The organism is Streptomyces saintjeani (assembly GCF_055409605.1).
Genome location: NZ_CP189624.1, coordinates 7,522,634 through 7,540,552, shown reverse-complemented (window position 1 = coordinate 7,540,552; position 17,919 = coordinate 7,522,634). Strand labels below are relative to the sequence as shown.

The window sequence follows — 17,919 nt, the reverse complement described above, 5'->3', positions numbered from 1 at the left end:
GTGCCGATGAAGTGACGCACAGAACACGCCACGCCACGTACGGGTACGCGCCACGCGCCGATGTCATCGCCCGATTCTCCAGACCTCCGCTCCCGCCAGTTCCTCACGGTCGTAACGCCGTTCGTTGTAGCTGAGCATGTCGAGGAGGCCCCGGGCGGTGAGCCGTTGCCGGTGCCCGGCCGTGGCGCGGGCCCGTGGGACCGGTACGCCTGCGGGGTCGGCCCAGGTCAGCCGGCCGCGGCCGTCGATCCGGGCCCGGCAGCGGTTCGCGTTGTCCTGGTGGAGGCAGAACGGGACGTCGAGGTGTCCGAGGGCGAAGGCGCGGATCAGCGCCGATCCCACGTCGCCGCCCAGAGTCAGGGTGTGCGTGATGATCGCCTGAGCCTCTTCATAGATCCCGGAGTCCGGAATTCCGGCCGGTTCGGCCGCCGTCTCCTCATCGGCCGCCGTCTCCTCATCGGCCACTGTTTCTTCGTCGGCCGCCGCCGCCGCGAATTCCAGGGCGTCGACATTGTCCGCGATCGATGGAATGCGGCTGGATTCCACCGCGGTCTTGACGATCAGCCGCTCGGTCCCGGACCGGGCGGCGAGCCTCGCGCTCTTCGCGAGCAGCCGGTAGGCACCCGCTCGGCTGCGGGGATAGACACCCATGTACGTGTACAGGACGGAATGCCAGTCGGTGTCCCCGAGCCAGTCGCTCGCCAGTGCGCGCAGGGCGGCCATCGCCTCGATGTCCTGCTGCTGATTCGTCTGCTGGGCATAGCTGACGGAAATGTCGCGCAGTCCGTGTTCGCGGAAGAACAGGCCCTCCAGGATGCTCAGGGCGATCAGGAGGCTCGGCGGGCACAGCTGCCCCAGCATGCAGCCGCCGAAGCTCTCCAGATGCACCGGTTCGCCGGCTCCGGCGAGCATCTCGCAGCATTCCGCCCAGGCGGCGACGGCTTGCGCCAGAGGGACGCGGCTGTAGGGCAGGCAGTAGGAGACGGGACCGCCCTCGGTGGCGTCGACGCCGGCCGCCACCAGCCCCGCGAACAGTTCGCCGGGCAGGGCCGACCCGTGCCGCACCTGGACCGGAAAGTCGTCTCCCGCGATTCCGGCGAGCAGTCGGCGCGTCACCGCCGCGCCGTGCGCCACCAGCGGGAACCCGTTGAGGTCCGCGCCCTTCTCCAGGGCGAGACGGGCCGAGGCGTGGTCGTTGACCCGGGTGTAGCTGTCGACGGTGATGGTGCCCACCGTGGCCGCGTCGACTGCGCTGACCGCGTCGAGTCCCGCGCGCATCCGGTCGACCGTGCCGAACCCCATGCGCGGCTGGACGACCAGTCTCCCTTCGCTCGCGGCCTGCCGGACGAACCGGGTGAAGCGTCCGGGGCCGGTGGGGGTCGCCATCAGATACTCCGGGTTTTCGGGGAGGTGAGGCGCTGCGGCGCCGACGGCATCAGTCCGACGCAATCGAGGAACTGGCCGAAATCGGCGTCCGCTTCGAATACCGCGTCGAATCCGTTCGTGATCAGTTCCGCTCCGAATCGCGCGGGCCGGGAACCGTGGACGCCGAGTTTGCCGCCGATGACGACTTTCATCGGAGCGAGTTCCGGGTTCCGGCGGATCTTCCTGATCAGGCGCAGGCCGTCGATATGGCCGTGTCCGTTCACCGTGCTGATGACCAGGGCGTCCGGCCGGACTCTGGCGCATTCGGACATGATCAGCTCGTCCGGAGTGCACGCCCCCAGATTCACCACCTGTCCCCCGTACTCCTCCAGCAGCAGCTGGAGAAACACGAGGTTCCACATGTGGGAATCCGAGGACACGCTGGTCACGACGAACGTCCTTCCGTCTCCACGGGAAACGGAATTCACGGGCGGTACGTCCCGGCCGCCGCCAGGAACGCGTCGTTGTCCGCCACGGTCCCCACCGTCACGCGGACACCGTCACCCGGGTAGGGCCGCACGTCGACCCCCGCCGACGCGCAGGCGGCGGCGAACTCCTGGGCACGGCTGCCGAGCGGCAGCCAGAGGAAGTTCGCCTCCGACGGCGGGACGTCGAAGCCCAGGGCGAGCAGGGCGGCGCGGACCCGGTCCCGTTCGGCGACCGTCCGCCCGACGCGGCCGAGGAGTTCCGGCCGCGCCGCCAGCGACGCGACGGCGGCGGCCTGGGCGATGTCGCTGACGCTCAACGGCATGACCATGCGCTGGACCCGGGAGATCAGGTGGGGCTCCGCGAGCAGGTAGCCGACCCGCAGGCCGGCGAGGCCGTACGCCTTGGAGAAGGTGCGGGCGACGATCAGGTTCGGCCGCGACCCGAGCAGGCGGACGCCCAGGCCGGGGTCGCGCGCGAACTCGGCATACGCCTCGTCGAGCACCACCAGGCAGGTCGGCGGGACCGCGTCGAGGAACCGCAGGAGGGCGGCCTCGCCCGACGCGGTGCCGGTCGGGTTGTTGGGGTTGCAGAGCAGCACCAGGCTCGGCCGCTCGTCGACCGCCGCGGCCAGGGCGTCGAGGTCGTGTCCGCCCTCGGCCAGCGGTACGCGTACGGAGTGGAACCCGGCGAGGTCCGCGAGTACTCCGTAGCCGTCGAACGACGGCCACGAGTAGGCGACGGCGGCCCCCGGTTCGGCGGTCACCGCGAGGAGCGCCTGGATGAGCGTGATGGAGCCCGCGCCCACGGCGACCCGGTCCGGGGAGAGGCCGTAGTGCCGGGCGAGTTCGGCGCGCAGCGCTCCGCAGGCCGGGTCGGGGTACCGGTTGGCCTCGGTCGCGGCGCGGGTGATCGCGTCCAGCACGGACGCGGGTGGCGGGAACGGGGTTTCGTTGCGGGCCAGCGGGTGGGCCGGGGCGGGGCCGCCGGAGGGGGCGTCCCCGGCGCCGAGCAGCAGGGCGAGTCCGGCGTCCTCGGGGGCCTCGCGGTTCTCGGCCCGGTCCAGCGCCGGGGAACCGGTCTCGGCGATCCGCTTCTCGACGTACCCGGCGATGTCCGCCAGCGTCGTGAGGCCGAACAGTTCGTCGTCGGTGATCTTGATGCCGAGGCGCTCGCTGAGCGCCAGGGACAGTTCGAAGGTGGCGAGGGAGTCCAGGCCCGCGTCCTCGCGGCTCGCCTCCGGGGACACCTGGCCGGCTTCCACCTCAAGGTCGTCGATCATGATCGTCTTCAGCAGTTCGTACATGGGTCCGTGCATGGGTCCTCCGGTCCGATCGCCGGGCCGTTACGCGTCGGCCGGCTTCCTGCGGGGCGTCTTCCAGCGGTCGGGCACCGGATTGGTCCGGTCCTCCCAGACGACGTTGTCGTCCCACCACTCCTCGATCCGCCGCAGCTGCGCCCCGGTGTCCGGTCCGGTGAGCCGGAAGACCATCTCGGCGACGGGCAGGCCGAGTCCGGGGGAGCTGCCGTAGCGGTGTCCGACCTCGCCGCGGGGCCGGTAGCTCACCGTCCCCGGCAGCGGGCACGTGCCGGGCAGCGCGCGCAGGACTCCCCTGGCCGGCGGGAACCAGACGAAGCCGAGCCGTTCACCGGCCCTGGGGATCTCGACCTGGTCACCGCGTCCGGCCTGGCCGAGCAGGCTCGCGCCGTAGAAGTTCAGGCCCAGCGCGGCTTCGTGGACGTCGGTGACGAGGGCCGCGCCCGCCCGGCAGGCGATCTCGCAGACGACCAGGCGGTCGCCCTCGGTGTGGAACAGTTCGAGGTGGAAGGCGCACAGGCCGGGTACGGCGGGCAGCGCGGCCACGACCTGCCGTGCGGCGTCGCGCAGCCGCTCGGACAGGGGGTCCTCGTCGGGCATCATCCCCGTCATGGTCGGGGCGTCGTAGGCGACCGAGAACCAGTCGGAGTACAGGTTGCGCGACGGTACCGCCAGCACCACCTCCCCGTCCTTCATGAGGCCGTTGACGTGGTGGAAGTCGCCCTCGACCCAGGCTTCGGCCAGTCGGAGGGAGCCGTCGGTACGCTCCGGGAGGGCGCTGAGGGCGTCCTCGTCCATCAGGACCGTCGTGCCGTTCGAGGCGCCGGAGTCGAGTTCCTTGACGACGACCGGGAAGCCGACCTTCCATGCGAACTCGGCGAGTTCGTCGTTGCCGCGGAACGTGCGCATGGGCGCGACGTCGATGCCCGCCGCCGCCAGCGTCGACTTCATGACGTGCTTGTCGCGGTACGCCGTGGCGGAGGCGAGGCTCTGTCCGGGCAGGCCGAGTTCGGCCCGGATGCGCGCCGCGCGCAGCACCTCGCGCTCGCCGAGCGAGAGGACCCGGCGGACGCCGAACCGGCGGGCGAGGGCGACGAGTTCGTCGTCCGGCAGCTCCCAGAGGCTGGGCACCACCTCCAGGTGGAGGAAGCGCTCCGCGTACGCGGCGAGGTCGATGGAGGCGGGGATGTCCGCTCTCGTGGTCACCACGACCAGCTCCCGCGCCGCGTCCGGGAACCACTCGTGCAGGCGCGAGACGATCTCCTTGGTGTTCAGCAGGAGGAACGGGCCCTGTTCGGCCGCCATGGTCACCTTTCGGTCGGTCATCGATTCCCTCTATGCGTCCGTGCCGAAGTAGCGGTCCCCGAAGTCCCCGATGCCGGGCAGCATCCACGCGTTCTCGTCGAGGCGCTCCTCGACGGCGGAGGTCACGATCCGCACCCGGGGGTACCGCTCGCAGACGGCGGTGACGCCCTCGGGGACGGTGATGAAGTTGACGAAGACGATGTTCTCCTCGGGCACACCGAGGTCCGTCAGCACCCGCAGGGCCGACAGCGCGGTCCCGCCGGTCGCCATGACCGGGTCGAGCAGCAGGACGTGCCGCTCGGCGATGTCGGCGGGCAGGGCGGTGTAGTAGAGGCGGGCCTCCTTGGTCGTCTCGTCCCGCTGGATGAGGATCTTCCCGATCCTGATCCCCGGGCAGACGTCCCGCAGTTCGCCCTCCATGCTCTCCCCGGCGCGTACCACGGTGACCCCGCACAGCCCGGAGGCGAAGCGCAGCCCCTGGTAGGCCGCGCCGGTCGGGGTGCGGACCTCGTGCGGTTCGAAGGGCAGCAGGTCCAGGCCGGCCTCGATCAGCATGCGGATGACCCGGCGGGAGTAGCGGACGAAGTCCTCGCGGGGGGCGTCCCGGTCGCGGATCACGGTGTGCAGGGCGCGCAGTTGGCGGGTCTGGGGCAGCGGGCGGAGGTTGCTGCCGAGGTACTTCTCGATGGAGGGGACGGTGGTCGCGGTCATGGGGTACGTCTCCTCAGGCCCTCGGGACGAACTTCACGGGAAGCGAGTCGAACCCCCACAGCAGGTTCGAGCGCAGGCGCAGGACCGGGCCGGCGAGTTCGGCGACCTCGACCCGGGCCAGGAGTTCCTCGAACATCACCGTGAGTTCGAGCTTGGCGAGCGAGGAGCCGATGCAGTAGTGGTTGCCCTGGATGAAGCCCAGGTGGCGGTTGGGTTCGCGCTCGATGTCGAAGCGCTCCGGGTCGTCGAAGACCTTCTCGTCGCGGTTGGCCGAGGGCAGCCAGGCGACGACGTGGTCACCGGCGCTGATGCGCTCCCCGCCGAGTTCGACGTCCTCGGTCGCGGTGCGCAGCGCGTGCATGACGGGCGAGGTGTAGCGCACGACCTCCTGGATCGCCGAGGGCATCAGGCCGGGCTCGTCCCGCAGCCGGTGCCACTGGTCGGGGTTGTCGATGAGGGCGAGCAGTCCGCCGACGGTGGCGTGCCGGGTCGTCTCGTTGCCGCCGGAGACGAGGGCGTCGCAGTTGTAGAGGATCTCCTGGTCGGTCAGCGGGGCGCCGTCGATCTCGCCGCACACCAGGGCGCTCATGAGGTCGTCCTTCGGCGCCCGCCTGCGCTCTACGGCGAGGTCCTGGAAGGAGAGCAGGATCTCGGTGTGGGCCTGGACCTTGCGCGCCTCCTCCGTCTCGTCGAGCGCGGTGGAGCTCCAGGCGAAGCGGGTGCGCTCGACCATGAAGTCCCAGTCGGCCGGCGCGACGCCGATCATGTCGCAGATGACGGAGACCGGCAGTTTCTGCGCGACGCGCGTGAACTCGCACTCCCCCGCGGCCAGCGCCTCGTCGATGGCTTTGGCGGCCGTCGCCCGCATGTTGGTCTCCAGCCGGTTCACCATCTTCGGGGTGAACGCCGAGCTGACGACCTTGCGGATCTTGTCGTGCCGGGGCGGGTCGGTGATGTTGAGCATCTTGCCGGCCGCTGCGGCCAGGACCTGCGGGTCGGAGTCCAGCCGCATCCCGTTCTGGGAGCTGAACACGCGGGGGTCGGTCAGCATGTCCGTGCACAGGCCGTGGGTCATCACCGCCCAGAAGTGCTCCCCGTTCGCCCGCTGGTTGCGGTACACGGGGTGTTCGGCGCGCAGCCGCGACCAGACCGGCTCCGGGGCGGAGCTGCGGTAGAGGAGCGGGTCCGACAGGTCGACGTTCATCAGCTCTCCCGGTGTCGATCAGGGGTGGCGAGTACCTCGCGGACGGCCCGCAGGACGTCGCCCTGGTGCTCCGCCAGGTAGAAGTGGCCGCCGGGGAAGGTGCGCAGGGCGAAGCGGCCCCGGGTCGCGCCGGCCCAGGCGCCCGCGTCGCCGACGCCCACCGCCCCGTCCTGGCGGCCCACGAACGCGGTGACGTCGGTGCGCAGGGGCGGGCCGCCGGTGCGCGGGACGTAGGACTGGACGATCCGGTAGTCGTCGCGGACCGCCGGCAGGAAGGCGGAGCGCATGTCCGGGTCGTCCAGCAGCCCGGCGTTGCCGGAGCCCAGCTCCTTGAGCAGGGCCACGAGCCGGTCGTCGTCCAGGAGATGGGCCCCTTCCTGGCCGGCGAAGGGCCGCACCCGGTGGGGGGCGCCGCTCCCGGAGACCACGAGGTGGCGTACGGCGTGGCCCCGGCCGCCGGCCGTCAGGCGGCGCAGGACCTCGTAGCCGACGACCGCGCCCATGCTGTGCCCGAAGAAGACGGCGGGCCGGTCGAGGAGTCCGCTCAGCTCCTCGGTGACCTGGTCCGCGAGGGTGTGCAGGTCGGGTGCGAACGGCTCCCGGATGCGGTTCTCGCGGCCCGGGTACTGGACCGCCCACACCTGCGCTCCGGTGGCGTCGCCGCCGCCCCAGTCGCGGAAGTAGCTGGCGGCTCCCCCGGCGTGCGGGAAGCACACGAGCCGGGCCGGGGCCGAGGGGTCCGGCGGCCCGAAGGCGCGGATCCACGGGCTGTCCGGCCGCGTGGCGACCGTCTGTCGTCGTATCACCGCCGGTCAGCTCCGTCCGGCGCGGTCCGCCGCGCCGTCGCCGGTCGCCCGGGTGACGGCCTCGGCGAGCCCCGCGATGGTCGGGGACTCGAACAGCACGCGGGCGGTCATGCCGACGTCGAACCGGGCGCGGATGCGGGCGATCAGGCTCGCGGCGAGCAGGGAGTGCCCGCCCACCTGGAAGAAGTCGGCGTCGACGCTGATGCCGCGCCGGCCGAGGATGTCCTCCCAGATGTCCGCCAGGACCGCTTCCACCGGGGTGCGGGGCGCTATGTGGGCGGCCTCGTCGTCGTCCGGTTCCAGGGCGAGCAGGGCGGTCCGGTCGATCTTCCCGTTGGGGGTCATGGGGAACGCGTCCAGGACGTGGACGGCCGTCGGGATCATGTACCACGGTAGATGCCCGCGCAGGTGGGCGATCAGCTCGGCCGCGGCGGGCGCGGTCCGCCGGTCGGCGGCGACGAAGCACACCAGAGTGCTGTCCGGGCCGTCGCCCGTGACCTGGGCGACGCACGCCCGGACGGCCTGGTGCTCGGCGAGGACGGCCTCGATCTCGCCGAGCTCGATGCGGTAGCCGCGCAGTTTCACCTGGTGGTCGCGGCGGCCGAGGAATTCCAGGCAGCCGTCCGCGTCGGCGAGCACCAGGTCCCCGGTGCGGTAGAGCCGGCTGCCGGGCACGCCGGAGAAGGGGTCGGGCAGGAACCGCTCGGCGGTGGCCTGCGGCGCGCCCAGGTAGCCGACGGCCACGCCCGCCCCGCCGATGAACAGTTCGCCCGGCTCTCCCGCCGGGACCGGCCGCAGGGCGTCGTCGAGGACGTGGGTGCGGACGTTGTCGATGGGGCGGCCGATGGGGACGGAGCTGTACTCGCTGCCCTCCCAGTCGGCGCCCGGCTCGTGGACGGTCGTGGTGATGGTGCCCTCGGTCGGGCCGTAGACGTTGAACCAGCGGATGTCCTCGCCGACCCGTTTCTTCCAGGTCAGCAGCGCCTGGCGGGCCGCCTTCTCGCCGGCCACGATCATCGTGCGCAGCGAGGACTCGGTGGCCAGCCGCAGCAGGCAGTCCTCCTCCGCGACCCAGCTGTGCCAGAAGGCCGTGGGCACGCTCAGGAAGGTCGTGCCGGTGTCGATCACCTGCTGGGTGAGGGCCCGGAACGTCTGGCGCAGCGGGTCGCTGCCGAGGACCAGGGCCGCGCCGTGCAGGAGCGGCGGGAAGATCTCCTCGGCGGCGGCGTCGAAGCTCAGGGGCCTGCACTGGAGCACGCGGTCGCCGGGGGCGAAGGCGAAGTGCCGGTTCACGGCGGAGCTGTGGTTGGCCAGCGAGCGGTGTGTGACCAGGACGCCCTTGGGGCGGCCCGTGGAGCCGGAGGTGTGGATGACGTAGGCGATGTCCGACGGGAGCGGGGCGGGGCTGTCCGGCGCGGGCGCGGTGGGCAGGGCGTCGATGTCCTGCCGGTGCCGGTCGAGGCAGACGATCTCGCCGTCGTAGTCGGGGAAGAGCGGGCTCAGCGGCTCCTGGGTGAGCAGGAGGCGTGCGCCCGTGTCGGCGAGGACGTACCGCAGCCGTCCGGCCGGGTACTCCGGGTCGAGGGGCACGTAGGCCGCGCCGGTCTTCAGGACCGCGAGCAGGGCCGTGATCATCTGCGGTGACCGCTCGATACACAGCCCGACGAACGCGCCGGGGCCGATGTCTCGTTGCCGCAGGAACGCGGCCAGCCGGCTGGACTCGTCGTCGAGTTGACGGTACGTCAGCTGCCGGCCTTGCCAGATCAGGGCCGGTGCGCCCGGGGTGCGCGCGGCCTGGGCGGCGAACAGGTCGGGCAGGCAGGCGCCTGTGCCGTCGTCCGGCGACCTCTCGGGCCGGATGTCCGTCCAGTGGGCGCCGATGTACTCCAGGCACTCCTGGCGGCTGCGCGCCCGGTGCGCGACGCGCCAGCCCGGTGGCACGTCGAGACCGCCGGCCCACAGAGCGTGCCGGTTCTCGCTGTTCACCAGGACCAGAGAGACACCGTTGTCGTCATGAATCGGGTTGACCACGGCTCGCAGTCCCCTTCGGATGCTAAGTGTGCGGCGTACGAACTGGCGTTGTGCTGGGGGGGAAAGCCCCCACAGGGGGGCGGTGCCCGCACAGCTTCGCTCCGCGCCCCTGCAAGGGCCTCGCCGCCTCGCTTGCCCCGCTCACGGCAGAGCCCGGTCAGCGCGACGGCGAGCCGTCGGCAAGGCCCCGGGCACAGGCTGGCTCCCGAGAGATCGACCCGACGGGGAACGAATCCGAGGGAAAGGCGACCGTGAATGCAAGCAACTGGACGGCTGTCCGTATCGGTCCTTGGCGCCGGACTCATCGGTCTGGACCTGGCGACCAAGATCATGCGGTCGGACCGCCTCGACCTGCGGCTCGTCGCGGGCCGCGATGACGCCGCTCCAGGGCTGAGGCGGGCGGCCCGGCGCGGCCTGCCGGTCGCGACCGGGGGCATCCAGTCCCTCGTCGACGCCGAGGAGGACTTCGACGTGGTGTTCGACGCGACCAACGCGTCCTGCCACGCCGAGCACGCGCAGCAGCTCGCGGCGTCCGGCGCGCTGCTCGTCGACCTGACGCCCAGCAGGGTCGGGCAGATGATCGTCCCGGCCGTCAACCGGGCGGACATCGGCTCCCACCGCGACATCTCCATGGTGACCTGCGGCGGGCAGGCGTGCGTACCGATCCTGCACGCGATAGCGAAGGCGCACGAGATCGACCACATCGAGGTCGTGACCACGGCCGCCACCCTGAGCGTGGGCCACGCCTCGCGCCTGAACCTCGACGAGTACGTGACGACCACGCGGGACGCGATCCGCCGGTTCACCGGCGTCGAGAACGTGAAGGCGCTCGTCAACATCAGCCCGGCCCGTCCAGCGGCCACGTTCCGGGTCGCCATGTATCTGCTGGGCCGGGACCTCACCACCGCATCGGTGCGCTCGCTGGTGGCGGGAGCCGCTGCGGAGATCCGGTCGTACGTCAAGGGATTCGACGTCAGCGTGTGCACCGTCAACGACTCCATGGCCTTCGTCTCCGTGGAGGTCACGTCGGGCGGCGACCGGCTGCCGCACTACGCCGGGAATCTCGACATCATCAATTCCGCCGCGATCCAGGCCGCCGAGTGTTACGCGGCGGACCGGCTCGCACTGGCAGGCAGGGAGACGGCATGAGCCAGGAAGCGGCTCGGGACGCCGCCGTGGGCAAGCCGATCCAGATCCACGACCCGACTCTGCGCGACGGCCAGCACGCCGTCCGCCACAGCCTCGGCGCGGAGCAGTTCCGCGCCTATCTGAAGGCCGCCGACGCCGCGTCGGTCCCGGTCGTCGAGGTCGGCCACGGCAACGGCCTGGCCGCCTCCTCCCTCCAGGTCGGCCGGGCCAGGCTGAGCGACGACGAGATGATGTCGATCGCCCGGGAGACCCTGACGACCAGCAAGCTGGGCGTCCTCATGTTCCCGGGCTGGGCCACGACCCAGGACCTCAAGAACGCCCTCGCGTACGAGGTCGACCTGGTGCGCATCGCGACCCACTGCACCGAGGCCAGCGTCGCCGAGCGACACCTCGGCTTCCTGCGCGACGAAGGTGTCGAGGCGCACGGCATCCTCCTGATGACACACATGGCGACCCCCGACCAGCTCGCCGAGGAGTGCGCGCGCCTGGTCGGGTTCGGGGCCACCGGCGTCGGCATCCTCGACTCCTCGGGGTACTTCCTGCCCTCGGACGTCACGGAGCGCATCGGGGCCATCTGCGGCGCCGTCGACGTGCCGGTGATGTTCCACGGGCACAACAACCTCGGTATGGCCGTGGCGAACTCGATCGCGGCGGCGGAGGCCGGGGCCGGCATCCTCGACGCGTGTGCCCGGGGCTTCGGCGCGGGCGCCGGCAACACCCAGCTGGAGGTCCTGGTGCCGGTGCTGGAGCGGCTGGGGTTCCGGACGGGCATCGACCTGTACCGGCTCCTGGACGCCGCGGACATCGCCGAGCGGGAGCTGATGCCGGCGCCGCCCACGATCGACTCCGTCTCCATCGTCAGCGGGCTGGCCGGGGTGTTCTCCGGGTTCAAGAAACCGGTGCTCGACATCGCGGCGCGCGAGGGGGTCGATCCGCGCGACATCTTCTTCGAGCTCGGCAGGCGTCAGGTGGTCGCGGGCCAGGAGGACCTCATCGTGGAGGTGGCGCTGGCCCTCGCCGCCGCCCGCAGTGGGACCGGCTCATGCTGAGGGTGAACGGGAACTCCGGGTACTTCGTGCCGGCCCCCGGGGTGGGGAGTGTCCTCGGGGACGCCGAGGTGGCGGCGCTGAGCAGTCTCGTCCGGTCCGGCGAGAGCCTCTCGCAGGGGCGGTGGCGGGACGAGTTCGAGCAGGCGATGCGCGAGCACATCGGCAGCCGGTACGCGATGACCGTCACCAGCGGCACCGTCGCCGTCGCGCTCGCCGTGCACCTGCTGGACCTCGCCCCCGGTGACGAGGTCATCGTGACGCCGCAGACCTTCAAGGCCACCGCCGATCCGCTGCTGGCCCACGATGTGACCGTCCGTTTCTGCGACGTGGAGCCGGACACCCTGAACGTGGACGTCGCCTCGTTCGAGTCGCTGATCACCCCGAGGACCAGGGCGCTGATCCTGGTCCACTACGGCGGCCGGCCGGCCCGGATGGACGAGATCATGCGGGTGGCCCGGCGCCACGGCATCCGGGTGATCGAGGACTGCGCCCACGCACTGGGCGCCCTCTACCGGGGCCGGCGCCCCGGCGTGCTGGGCGACATCGGGTGCTTCAGCTTCCACTCCAGCAAGAACATCACGACGCTCGGCGAGGGCGGGATGCTCACCTTCGACGACCCGAAGTGGGCCGAGCGCGTCGACCGCATCCGCTCCAACGCCGCCGACGGGGCGTACGTCCCGTCCCCGCTGGCGGCCGGGCCGTACGACCGCGCGGAACCCTGGATGATGTGGGCGGGGGACTCGTACGAGAAGGAGTGCCTCCTCGTCCGCCATCCCGGGAGCAACGCCACGCTCAGCGAGGCCGGTGCGGCCGTCGGACTCGTCCAGCTGGGGCGGCTGGCGGAGCTGGCGGAGCGGCGGCGGTGGATCGCCGGGCGGCTCGCCCAGACGCTGGCGGAGTTCCCGCAGGTGCGGCTGGCCGAGGTGCCCGAGGACATCCACCACCCCTACCACCTGTTCACCTTCTTCGTCCGGCCGGGCCACGGGACGAGCCGCGACGAGGTCATCCACGCCCTCGAAGACGCCGGAATCCAGGTGCAGGTGCGCTACTTCCCCCTCCATCTGCGTCCGGAGTGGCGGGGCCGGGGCCACCGGCTCGGGGAGTGCCCGGTCACCGAACGGATCTGGTTCCACGAGCAGGTCAACCTGCCGTGCTACCCGTCGATGACCGACGGTCAGGTCGAGCATCTGGTGCTGGCCCTGAAGTCCGCGCTCACCAGGCGGCGAGGCGCGGGCGAGGGCGGAACGTCGAGTTACGAGGAGGCGCGGGCATGACGGAGTCCTATGACGTGGTGGTCGTGGGCGGCGGGCCGATCGGCCTGGCCACCGCCTGGGAGGCGGCCGGACGCGGCCACCGGGTCCTGGTCCTGGAGCGGCACACGTTCTTCAACGAGACCGCGGGCACGAGCGGCGCCGAACGCCACTGGCGGCTCCAGTACACCCAGGAGGACCTGTTCCGCCTGACGCTGGAGACCCTTCCGCTGTGGCGCGCGCTGGAGAGCCGGTGCGAGCGCCGCCTCATCCACGAGATCGGCAGCCTCTGGTTCGGGGACACCGACGTGGTCACGAACGAGGGCCAGATATCGGGCACCGCGGAGATGATGGACAAGCTCTCGGTGCGCTACGAATGGCTCAAGGCCCCCGACATCGAGCGGCGGTTCGGGTTCCGCGGCCTGCCCAAGGAGTACGAGGGGTTCCTCCAGCCCGACGGCGGGACGATCGACGTCAGGGGGACGCTGTCGGCCCTCTTCACCCTCGCCCAGGAGGCGGGCAGCACCTTGCGCGCCGGTGAGACGGTGACGGCGCTCGTGCCGGACGAGGGGGGCGTGACCGTCACCACCGACCGGGGCACCTACCGCGCCGGCAAGGCCGTACTGGCCTGCGGCCCCTACACCAACGACCTGCTGGAGCCGCTGGGGGCGCGCCTGGCCTACTCGGTGTACGAGATGGCGATCGCCACCTACCGGCAGGCCGCCCCGGTGGCCGAGTCGCCGTTCTGGTTCGCCTTCCAGCAGCCGACGGACGAAGACACCAACCTGTTCTACGGATTCGGCCACAACCCCTGGGCGCCCGGGGAGTTCGTGCGCTGCGGGCCGATCTTCGAGGTGGACCCGCTCGGCCACCCGTCGACGTCCACCGGCGTCGCCGACCGGCGTCAGATGGAGCGGCTGTCGGGCTGGCTGAGGAACCATCTGCCGACGGTCGATCCCGACCCGGCGCGGACCTCGACCTGCCTGGCCGTGCTGCCCACCGATCCGGAACGGCAGTTCTTCCTCGGCACCGCGCGGGACCTGGTGCCGCACGGGGACAAGCTCGTCGTCTACGGGGCGGGCTGGGCGTTCAAGTTCGTCCCGCTGTTCGGCCGGATCTGCGCCGACCTCGCCGTGGACGACTCCACCCAGTACGACATCTCACGGCTCGCCCTCCAGTCGGCTCTCTGACATGGCCGCGAGAAAGGAAGGTGACCGGGCGTGAACGCATTCAGCCCCGAGGACCCCGGCCTCCCGAGAATCCCGCCGGACCGCGCGCGGGAGTACCGCGACCGCGGCTGGTGGCTTCCCGAGCGGGTCGACCGGCTGGCGCTGCGTCATGTGGACGACGACCCCGGCAAAGAGGCCGTACGCGGCCCCGGCGGCCGGCTGACCCGGCGCGAGCTGGCGGACGCGGTCGACGGCGCCGCCGCCCGGCTGGCCGCCCTCGGGATCGCCCGGGGGGACCGGGTGCTGGTCCAGCTCCCGAACGACCTGGAGCTGGTCGTCCTGCCGCTGGCGCTGATGCGGCTGGGCGCGCACCCGGTCATGGCGGTGCCCACGCTGCGCCGCCGCGAGCTGCTGTCGGTGGTCGCGGCGACCCGGCCCACGGCCGTGGCCGTACCGCGCCGCTGGCAGCGTTTCGACCATCTCGCGCTGGCGAGGGAGCTGCGGGAGAGCTGTCCGAGCATCCGGCACATCCTGGTCGCCGACCGCGCCTCGGACACCGTCCCCGAAGACACCGAGGACCTGGTCGAGCTGTGCCGTCCCGATCCCGGGGCCGGGCCCCTGCCCGACCTGGGACCGCCGCTGGCCGACGAGCCCGCCGTCTTCCTGCTGTCCAGCGGGACCACCGGCCCGCCGAAGGCCATCGCGCGCGCCCACGAGGGCTACGGTTACATGATCCGGACGGCCGCCGGGTGGGCCGGGCTGTCGGCGGACACGGTGTACCTCGCCGTCATGTCGGCGGCGCACGGCTTCGTCCTCAACTGCCCCGGGATGCTGGGCGTCCTGGCCTTCGGCGGGCGGATCGTCCTGGGCTCGCCGGGAGATCCCGCGGCGGCGCTCGACCTCGTCGACCGGGAGGGCGTGACGCATACGACGCTGGTGCCCGCGCTGGTCACCCAGTGGCTGGACGAGGTGCGCCGAAGGGGCCACGGGCCGACGTCGCTGCGCGTGATGCAGGCCGGCGGCGCCCGCCTGGAGCCCGCCCCCGCAGCCGAGGCCCGGAAGCTGCTCGGCTGCACGGTGCAGCAGTGCTACGGCATGAGCGAGGGGCTGCTGACCTACACCGCCCTGGACGATCCCGATGACGTCATCGCCCGGACGCAGGGGCGGCCCGCCTCGCCCGGCGACGAGATCCGCGTCGTGGACGAGGACGGCGCGGAGGTGGCTCCCGGTGAGGTGGGAGAGCTGCTGACCAGGGGGCCGTACACGGTCGCCGGGTACTACGCGGCGCCGGAGGCCGACGCGCGCGCCTTCACCGGCGACGGCTTCTACCGCACCGGCGACCTGGCGCGGACGCATCCGTCGGGGGGCCTGGTGGTGGAGGGGCGGATCGGGGACGTCATCAATCGCGGGGGCGAGAAGATATCCGCCGGTGAGGTCGAGTCCCTGCTCGGCGAGCACCCCTTGCTGCGGGCGGTCGCGGCGGTCGCGATGCCGCACACCGTGTGGGGGCAGACGGTCTGCGTCTTCGCCGTCCCCCTCGACTCCGAGAAGCAGCCGACGCTGCTCGGACTGCGCCGTTTCCTCACGGAACACGGGATCGCCACCTTCAAACTGCCCGAGGAACTGCGGATCGTCGACGCCCTCCCCATGATCGGCGTCGGCAAGATCAACCGGGTCGCCCTTCGGGCGGCGGCACAGGAACGGGAACGGACCCCATGACCGAGATGCTCGACCACGACGTCCCGTCGTTCCCGATGGCCCGCGCGTGCCCCATGCACCCGCCGGCCGCGTACCGGGAACTGCGCGACCAGGAGCCGGTCAGCCGGGTCCGGATGCCCGACGGCCAGGTGGCCTGGCTGGTCACCGGGCACGAGCAGGCCCGCAAGCTGCTCGCCGACCCCCGGGTCAGCGCCGACCGCCTGCACCCGGCGTTCCCGGGGAGGCTGACCGCCGAGCAGCGCGCGGCGGCCGAGCGCGTCCGCCGGCTCAGCACCCGCCGGTCCATGATCCATCTGGACGGGGCCGAGCACGGGGCCCACCGCAAGCTCCTGACCGGCGAGTTCTCGCTGCGCCGGATCGCCGCGCTGCGCCCGCGCATCCAGGGGATCGTCGACCGGAGCGTCGACGCCCTGCTGGCCGCGCCGCAGCCGGCCGACCTGGTCGAGCACGTGTCGGAGGCGGTGCCGTCGCTGGTGATCTGCGAGCTGCTGGGCGTGCCCCACGAGCGGCGCCGCGACTTCCACGCGTGGGCGGGGATGCTGGTCAGCCGGACCGTCTCGACGGCTGAGCGCACCGCGGCCTCCGACGCGCTCAACGACTTCCTGGAGGACCTGGTCACCGAGAAGGAGCGGGGCGAGCCCACCGACGACCTGATCGGGCGGCTCATCGCACGCAACCGGCGGACCCCGGTGATGACGCACGACGAGATCGTCGGCACCGCCGTCATGCTGCTGATCGCCGGGCACCAGACCACCGCGAACATGATCTCGCTGGGCGTGGTGGCGCTGCTGGAGAGCCCGGAGCACCGGGCGCGGATCACGGCCGACCCGGCGCTGCTGCCCACGGCGGTCGAGGAGATGCTGCGCTACTTCAGCGTCGTGGAGAACGCGCCCGCCCGGGTGGCCACCGAGGACATCGAGATCGGCGGCGTGACCATCCGCAAGGACGAGGGCATCGTCGTGTCCGCGCTGGCCGCCGACTGGGACGACGAGGTCTTCGAGCGCCCGGACCGGCTGGACTTCGAGCGCGGCGCCCGCCACCACGTCGCCTTCGGCTACGGCGTGCACCAGTGCCTCGGCCAGAATCTGGCCCGGGTGGAGCTGGAGGTCGTCTTCGAAACGCTGCTGCAGCGGGTGCCGGGCCTGTCGCTGGCCGGGCCGGCGAAGGAACTGCCGTACAAGGACGACGCCGGGATCTACGGCGTCCACCAGGTGCCGGTGAACTGCTGAGGGAAGGGGCAACGCCCATGCGTATCACCGCGGACCGGGAGCGGTGCGTCGGCGCCGCACAGTGTGTGCTGGCCGCGCCCGGCGTCTTCGACCAGGACGACGAGGGGCTGGTGGCGCCGCTGACGGTGGAGCCGGGTGAGGGAGACCGGCCGGCTGTCCGGCAGGCGGTGGGCCTGTGCCCGTCGTCGGCCATCCGGATCGACGAGGGGTGACCGGGAAGAACACGTGGAGGCACCGGCAGAAGCCGCCGTCCGGGACAGCTCGGGCGGCGGCTTCTGGCGGTGTCGGGCCGTCGGGGTACGGCCGGGGTTCGCCTGCTGGAGGTTCGCCGGCCGGGGGTTCGCCGGCCGGAGGTTCGCCGGCTACTCGAAGAAGGCCATGCTGACCGACTGCCGCACCAGGCCCCGCCCCGCGGCGACCGGCGTCATCTGGTGCCAGGACGCGGGCGACGCCGAGTAGAACCAGGCGGTGCCTCCCGTCGGGGGCATCGTCGCGGCGGGGCCGGCCGACCGGTCCGGGCCGGACCAGTACTCCTGATCTCCGCCGCCGTCGGCCGGCCAGTGCTCGTTGATGTGCAGTGCCAGAGCGAGTCTCTTGTGCTGTTTGCCGGCGCTGAGGTCCTCGAAGTCGCCGTCGTAGTGGTAGTAGATCTCGGCCCGGCGGTGCAGCCCGGCGGTGTCCACCCCGGTCTCGCGGTGCAGCCAGCCGGTGAACTCGTCGGACAGCAGGTCGGTGACCAGTGCGCGCCAGGGCGCCGCCAGCGGGATGCCGTCGGGGGTGATGCCGGTCTTGTTGTCGGAGAACGGCAGGACGGACGAGCGGTAGCGGCGCCGTACGTCCTTGCCGGTCGAGGTGTCGATCCGCTGGAACAGGTCCGGGTCCGGCGCGGTGGCGCCGAGGCCGGCCAGGTCGCGCGCGGAGATCAGGCCGGCGCCGCGGAAGTGCCGGAAGGGGTGGTCCCACGTTTCGAGCCGGACGTCCAGGTTGATCAAGACACGCACCTCTCAGCGGCCGGCTCGGGCGCCGGTTCGGGGATCGGGTTCGGGTATCGGGACTGCCCTGCCAGTCTCACCGCCGCGCTTGCCGTGCGATGGCGCGCCGGTTTGCGAAGACCTTGCCGATCCCCGG

Annotated in this window: 16 protein-coding genes; 7 read left to right on the top strand and 9 right to left on the bottom strand. The window is 72.0% G+C overall.

Going from position 1 to position 17,919, the window contains the following annotated elements; all coding sequences use genetic code 11:
• Positions 1–63 precede the first annotated feature (63 nt).
• The 8 genes from ACQCO7_RS34180 to ACQCO7_RS34145 are packed head-to-tail and all read right to left on the bottom strand — an operon-like array spanning position 64 to position 9,226.
• A complete protein-coding gene (locus ACQCO7_RS34180; RefSeq protein WP_464075428.1) occupies positions 64–1,386 on the bottom strand; it encodes a methylaspartate mutase in 1,323 nt (440 codons plus the stop codon).
• The gene (locus ACQCO7_RS34175) at positions 1,386–1,814 is read right to left on the bottom strand and encodes a cobalamin B12-binding domain-containing protein (RefSeq protein WP_464075427.1); all 429 of its coding nucleotides are present in this window, start codon (positions 1,812–1,814) and stop codon (positions 1,386–1,388) included. Before ACQCO7_RS34175 ends, ACQCO7_RS34180 begins: the two co-directional genes overlap by 1 nt.
• Before the next feature lie 35 nt (positions 1,815–1,849).
• Entirely contained in the window at positions 1,850–3,169 is a 1,320-nt protein-coding gene (locus ACQCO7_RS34170) for a histidinol-phosphate transaminase (protein WP_464075426.1), read from the bottom strand.
• Positions 3,170–3,196: 27 nt separating this feature from the next.
• Entirely contained in the window at positions 3,197–4,495 is a 1,299-nt protein-coding gene (locus ACQCO7_RS34165; protein WP_464075425.1) for an ATP-grasp domain-containing protein, read from the bottom strand.
• 9 nt (positions 4,496–4,504) lie between these two features.
• Positions 4,505–5,185: a uracil phosphoribosyltransferase gene (upp, locus tag ACQCO7_RS34160; protein ID WP_464075424.1), complete on the bottom strand. Its 681-nt coding sequence runs from the start codon at positions 5,183–5,185 to the stop codon at positions 4,505–4,507.
• A gap of 13 nt (positions 5,186–5,198) precedes the next feature.
• Positions 5,199–6,389 carry a cytochrome P450 gene (locus ACQCO7_RS34155; protein WP_464075423.1) on the bottom strand — a complete coding sequence of 397 codons (1,191 nt, stop codon included), beginning with the start codon at positions 6,387–6,389 and terminating at the stop codon, positions 5,199–5,201.
• On the bottom strand, positions 6,389–7,195 hold the full coding sequence (locus tag ACQCO7_RS34150) for a thioesterase II family protein (protein ID WP_464075422.1): 807 nt from the start codon (positions 7,193–7,195) through the stop codon (positions 6,389–6,391). Before ACQCO7_RS34150 ends, ACQCO7_RS34155 begins: the two co-directional genes overlap by 1 nt.
• Positions 7,196–7,201: 6 nt before the next feature.
• On the bottom strand, positions 7,202–9,226 hold the full coding sequence (locus ACQCO7_RS34145) for an amino acid adenylation domain-containing protein (RefSeq protein WP_464075421.1): 2,025 nt from the start codon (positions 9,224–9,226) through the stop codon (positions 7,202–7,204).
• A 255-nt stretch (positions 9,227–9,481) separates the two neighbouring features.
• Here ACQCO7_RS34145 and ACQCO7_RS34140 point away from each other — a divergent pair, with 255 nt between their 5' ends.
• Genes ACQCO7_RS34140 through ACQCO7_RS34110 form a run of 7 tightly spaced genes read left to right on the top strand, consistent with a single transcriptional unit; the run spans position 9,482 to position 17,003 of the window.
• Entirely contained in the window at positions 9,482–10,375 is an 894-nt protein-coding gene (locus ACQCO7_RS34140) for an acetaldehyde dehydrogenase (acetylating) (protein WP_464075420.1), read from the top strand.
• Positions 10,372–11,424: a 4-hydroxy-2-oxovalerate aldolase gene (gene dmpG / locus ACQCO7_RS34135; protein ID WP_464075419.1), complete on the top strand. Its 1,053-nt coding sequence runs from the start codon at positions 10,372–10,374 to the stop codon at positions 11,422–11,424. The genes ACQCO7_RS34140 and dmpG overlap by 4 nt, the downstream gene beginning before the upstream one ends.
• Positions 11,418–12,698, top strand: a complete 1,281-nt coding sequence (locus tag ACQCO7_RS34130; protein ID WP_464075418.1) for a DegT/DnrJ/EryC1/StrS aminotransferase family protein — start codon at positions 11,418–11,420, stop codon at positions 12,696–12,698. The genes dmpG and ACQCO7_RS34130 overlap by 7 nt, the downstream gene beginning before the upstream one ends.
• Entirely contained in the window at positions 12,695–13,864 is a 1,170-nt protein-coding gene (locus ACQCO7_RS34125) for an FAD-dependent oxidoreductase (RefSeq protein WP_464075417.1), read from the top strand. Before ACQCO7_RS34130 ends, ACQCO7_RS34125 begins: the two co-directional genes overlap by 4 nt.
• Before the next feature lie 30 nt (positions 13,865–13,894).
• Positions 13,895–15,562 (top strand): AMP-binding protein, encoded by a 1,668-nt coding sequence (locus tag ACQCO7_RS34120; RefSeq protein ID WP_464075416.1) that lies wholly within the window; start codon positions 13,895–13,897, stop codon positions 15,560–15,562.
• Positions 15,559–16,791, top strand: a complete 1,233-nt coding sequence (locus ACQCO7_RS34115; protein ID WP_464075415.1) for a cytochrome P450 — start codon at positions 15,559–15,561, stop codon at positions 16,789–16,791. The genes ACQCO7_RS34120 and ACQCO7_RS34115 overlap by 4 nt, the downstream gene beginning before the upstream one ends.
• 17 nt (positions 16,792–16,808) lie before the next feature.
• A complete protein-coding gene (locus tag ACQCO7_RS34110; RefSeq protein ID WP_464075414.1) occupies positions 16,809–17,003 on the top strand; it encodes a ferredoxin in 195 nt (64 codons plus the stop codon).
• Between the two features lie 150 nt (positions 17,004–17,153).
• Here the strand turns inward: ACQCO7_RS34110 and ACQCO7_RS34105 are convergent, their stop codons facing one another.
• On the bottom strand, positions 17,154–17,783 hold the full coding sequence (locus ACQCO7_RS34105) for a hypothetical protein (protein ID WP_464075413.1): 630 nt from the start codon (positions 17,781–17,783) through the stop codon (positions 17,154–17,156).
• Positions 17,784–17,919: the final 136 nt, after the last annotated feature.

Excerpts from the sequence above, each read along its gene's own strand:
- ACQCO7_RS34180 (WP_464075428.1), bottom strand. The coding sequence starts at position 1,386 with ATGGCGACCCCCACCGGCCCCGGACGCTTCACCCGGTTCGTCCGGCAG.
- ACQCO7_RS34170 (WP_464075426.1), bottom strand. The coding sequence starts at position 3,169 with ATGCACGGACCCATGTACGAACTGCTGAAGACGATCATGATCGACGAC.
- ACQCO7_RS34165 (WP_464075425.1), bottom strand. The coding sequence starts at position 4,495 with ATGACCGACCGAAAGGTGACCATGGCGGCCGAACAGGGCCCGTTCCTC.
- upp (WP_464075424.1), bottom strand. The coding sequence starts at position 5,185 with ATGACCGCGACCACCGTCCCCTCCATCGAGAAGTACCTCGGCAGCAAC.
- ACQCO7_RS34155 (WP_464075423.1), bottom strand. The coding sequence starts at position 6,389 with ATGAACGTCGACCTGTCGGACCCGCTCCTCTACCGCAGCTCCGCCCCG.
- ACQCO7_RS34140 (WP_464075420.1), top strand. The coding sequence starts at position 9,482 with ATGCAAGCAACTGGACGGCTGTCCGTATCGGTCCTTGGCGCCGGACTC.
- dmpG (WP_464075419.1), top strand. The coding sequence starts at position 10,372 with ATGAGCCAGGAAGCGGCTCGGGACGCCGCCGTGGGCAAGCCGATCCAG.
- ACQCO7_RS34130 (WP_464075418.1), top strand. The coding sequence starts at position 11,418 with ATGCTGAGGGTGAACGGGAACTCCGGGTACTTCGTGCCGGCCCCCGGG.
- ACQCO7_RS34125 (WP_464075417.1), top strand. The coding sequence starts at position 12,695 with ATGACGGAGTCCTATGACGTGGTGGTCGTGGGCGGCGGGCCGATCGGC.
- ACQCO7_RS34115 (WP_464075415.1), top strand. The coding sequence starts at position 15,559 with ATGACCGAGATGCTCGACCACGACGTCCCGTCGTTCCCGATGGCCCGC.
- ACQCO7_RS34110 (WP_464075414.1), top strand. The coding sequence starts at position 16,809 with ATGCGTATCACCGCGGACCGGGAGCGGTGCGTCGGCGCCGCACAGTGT.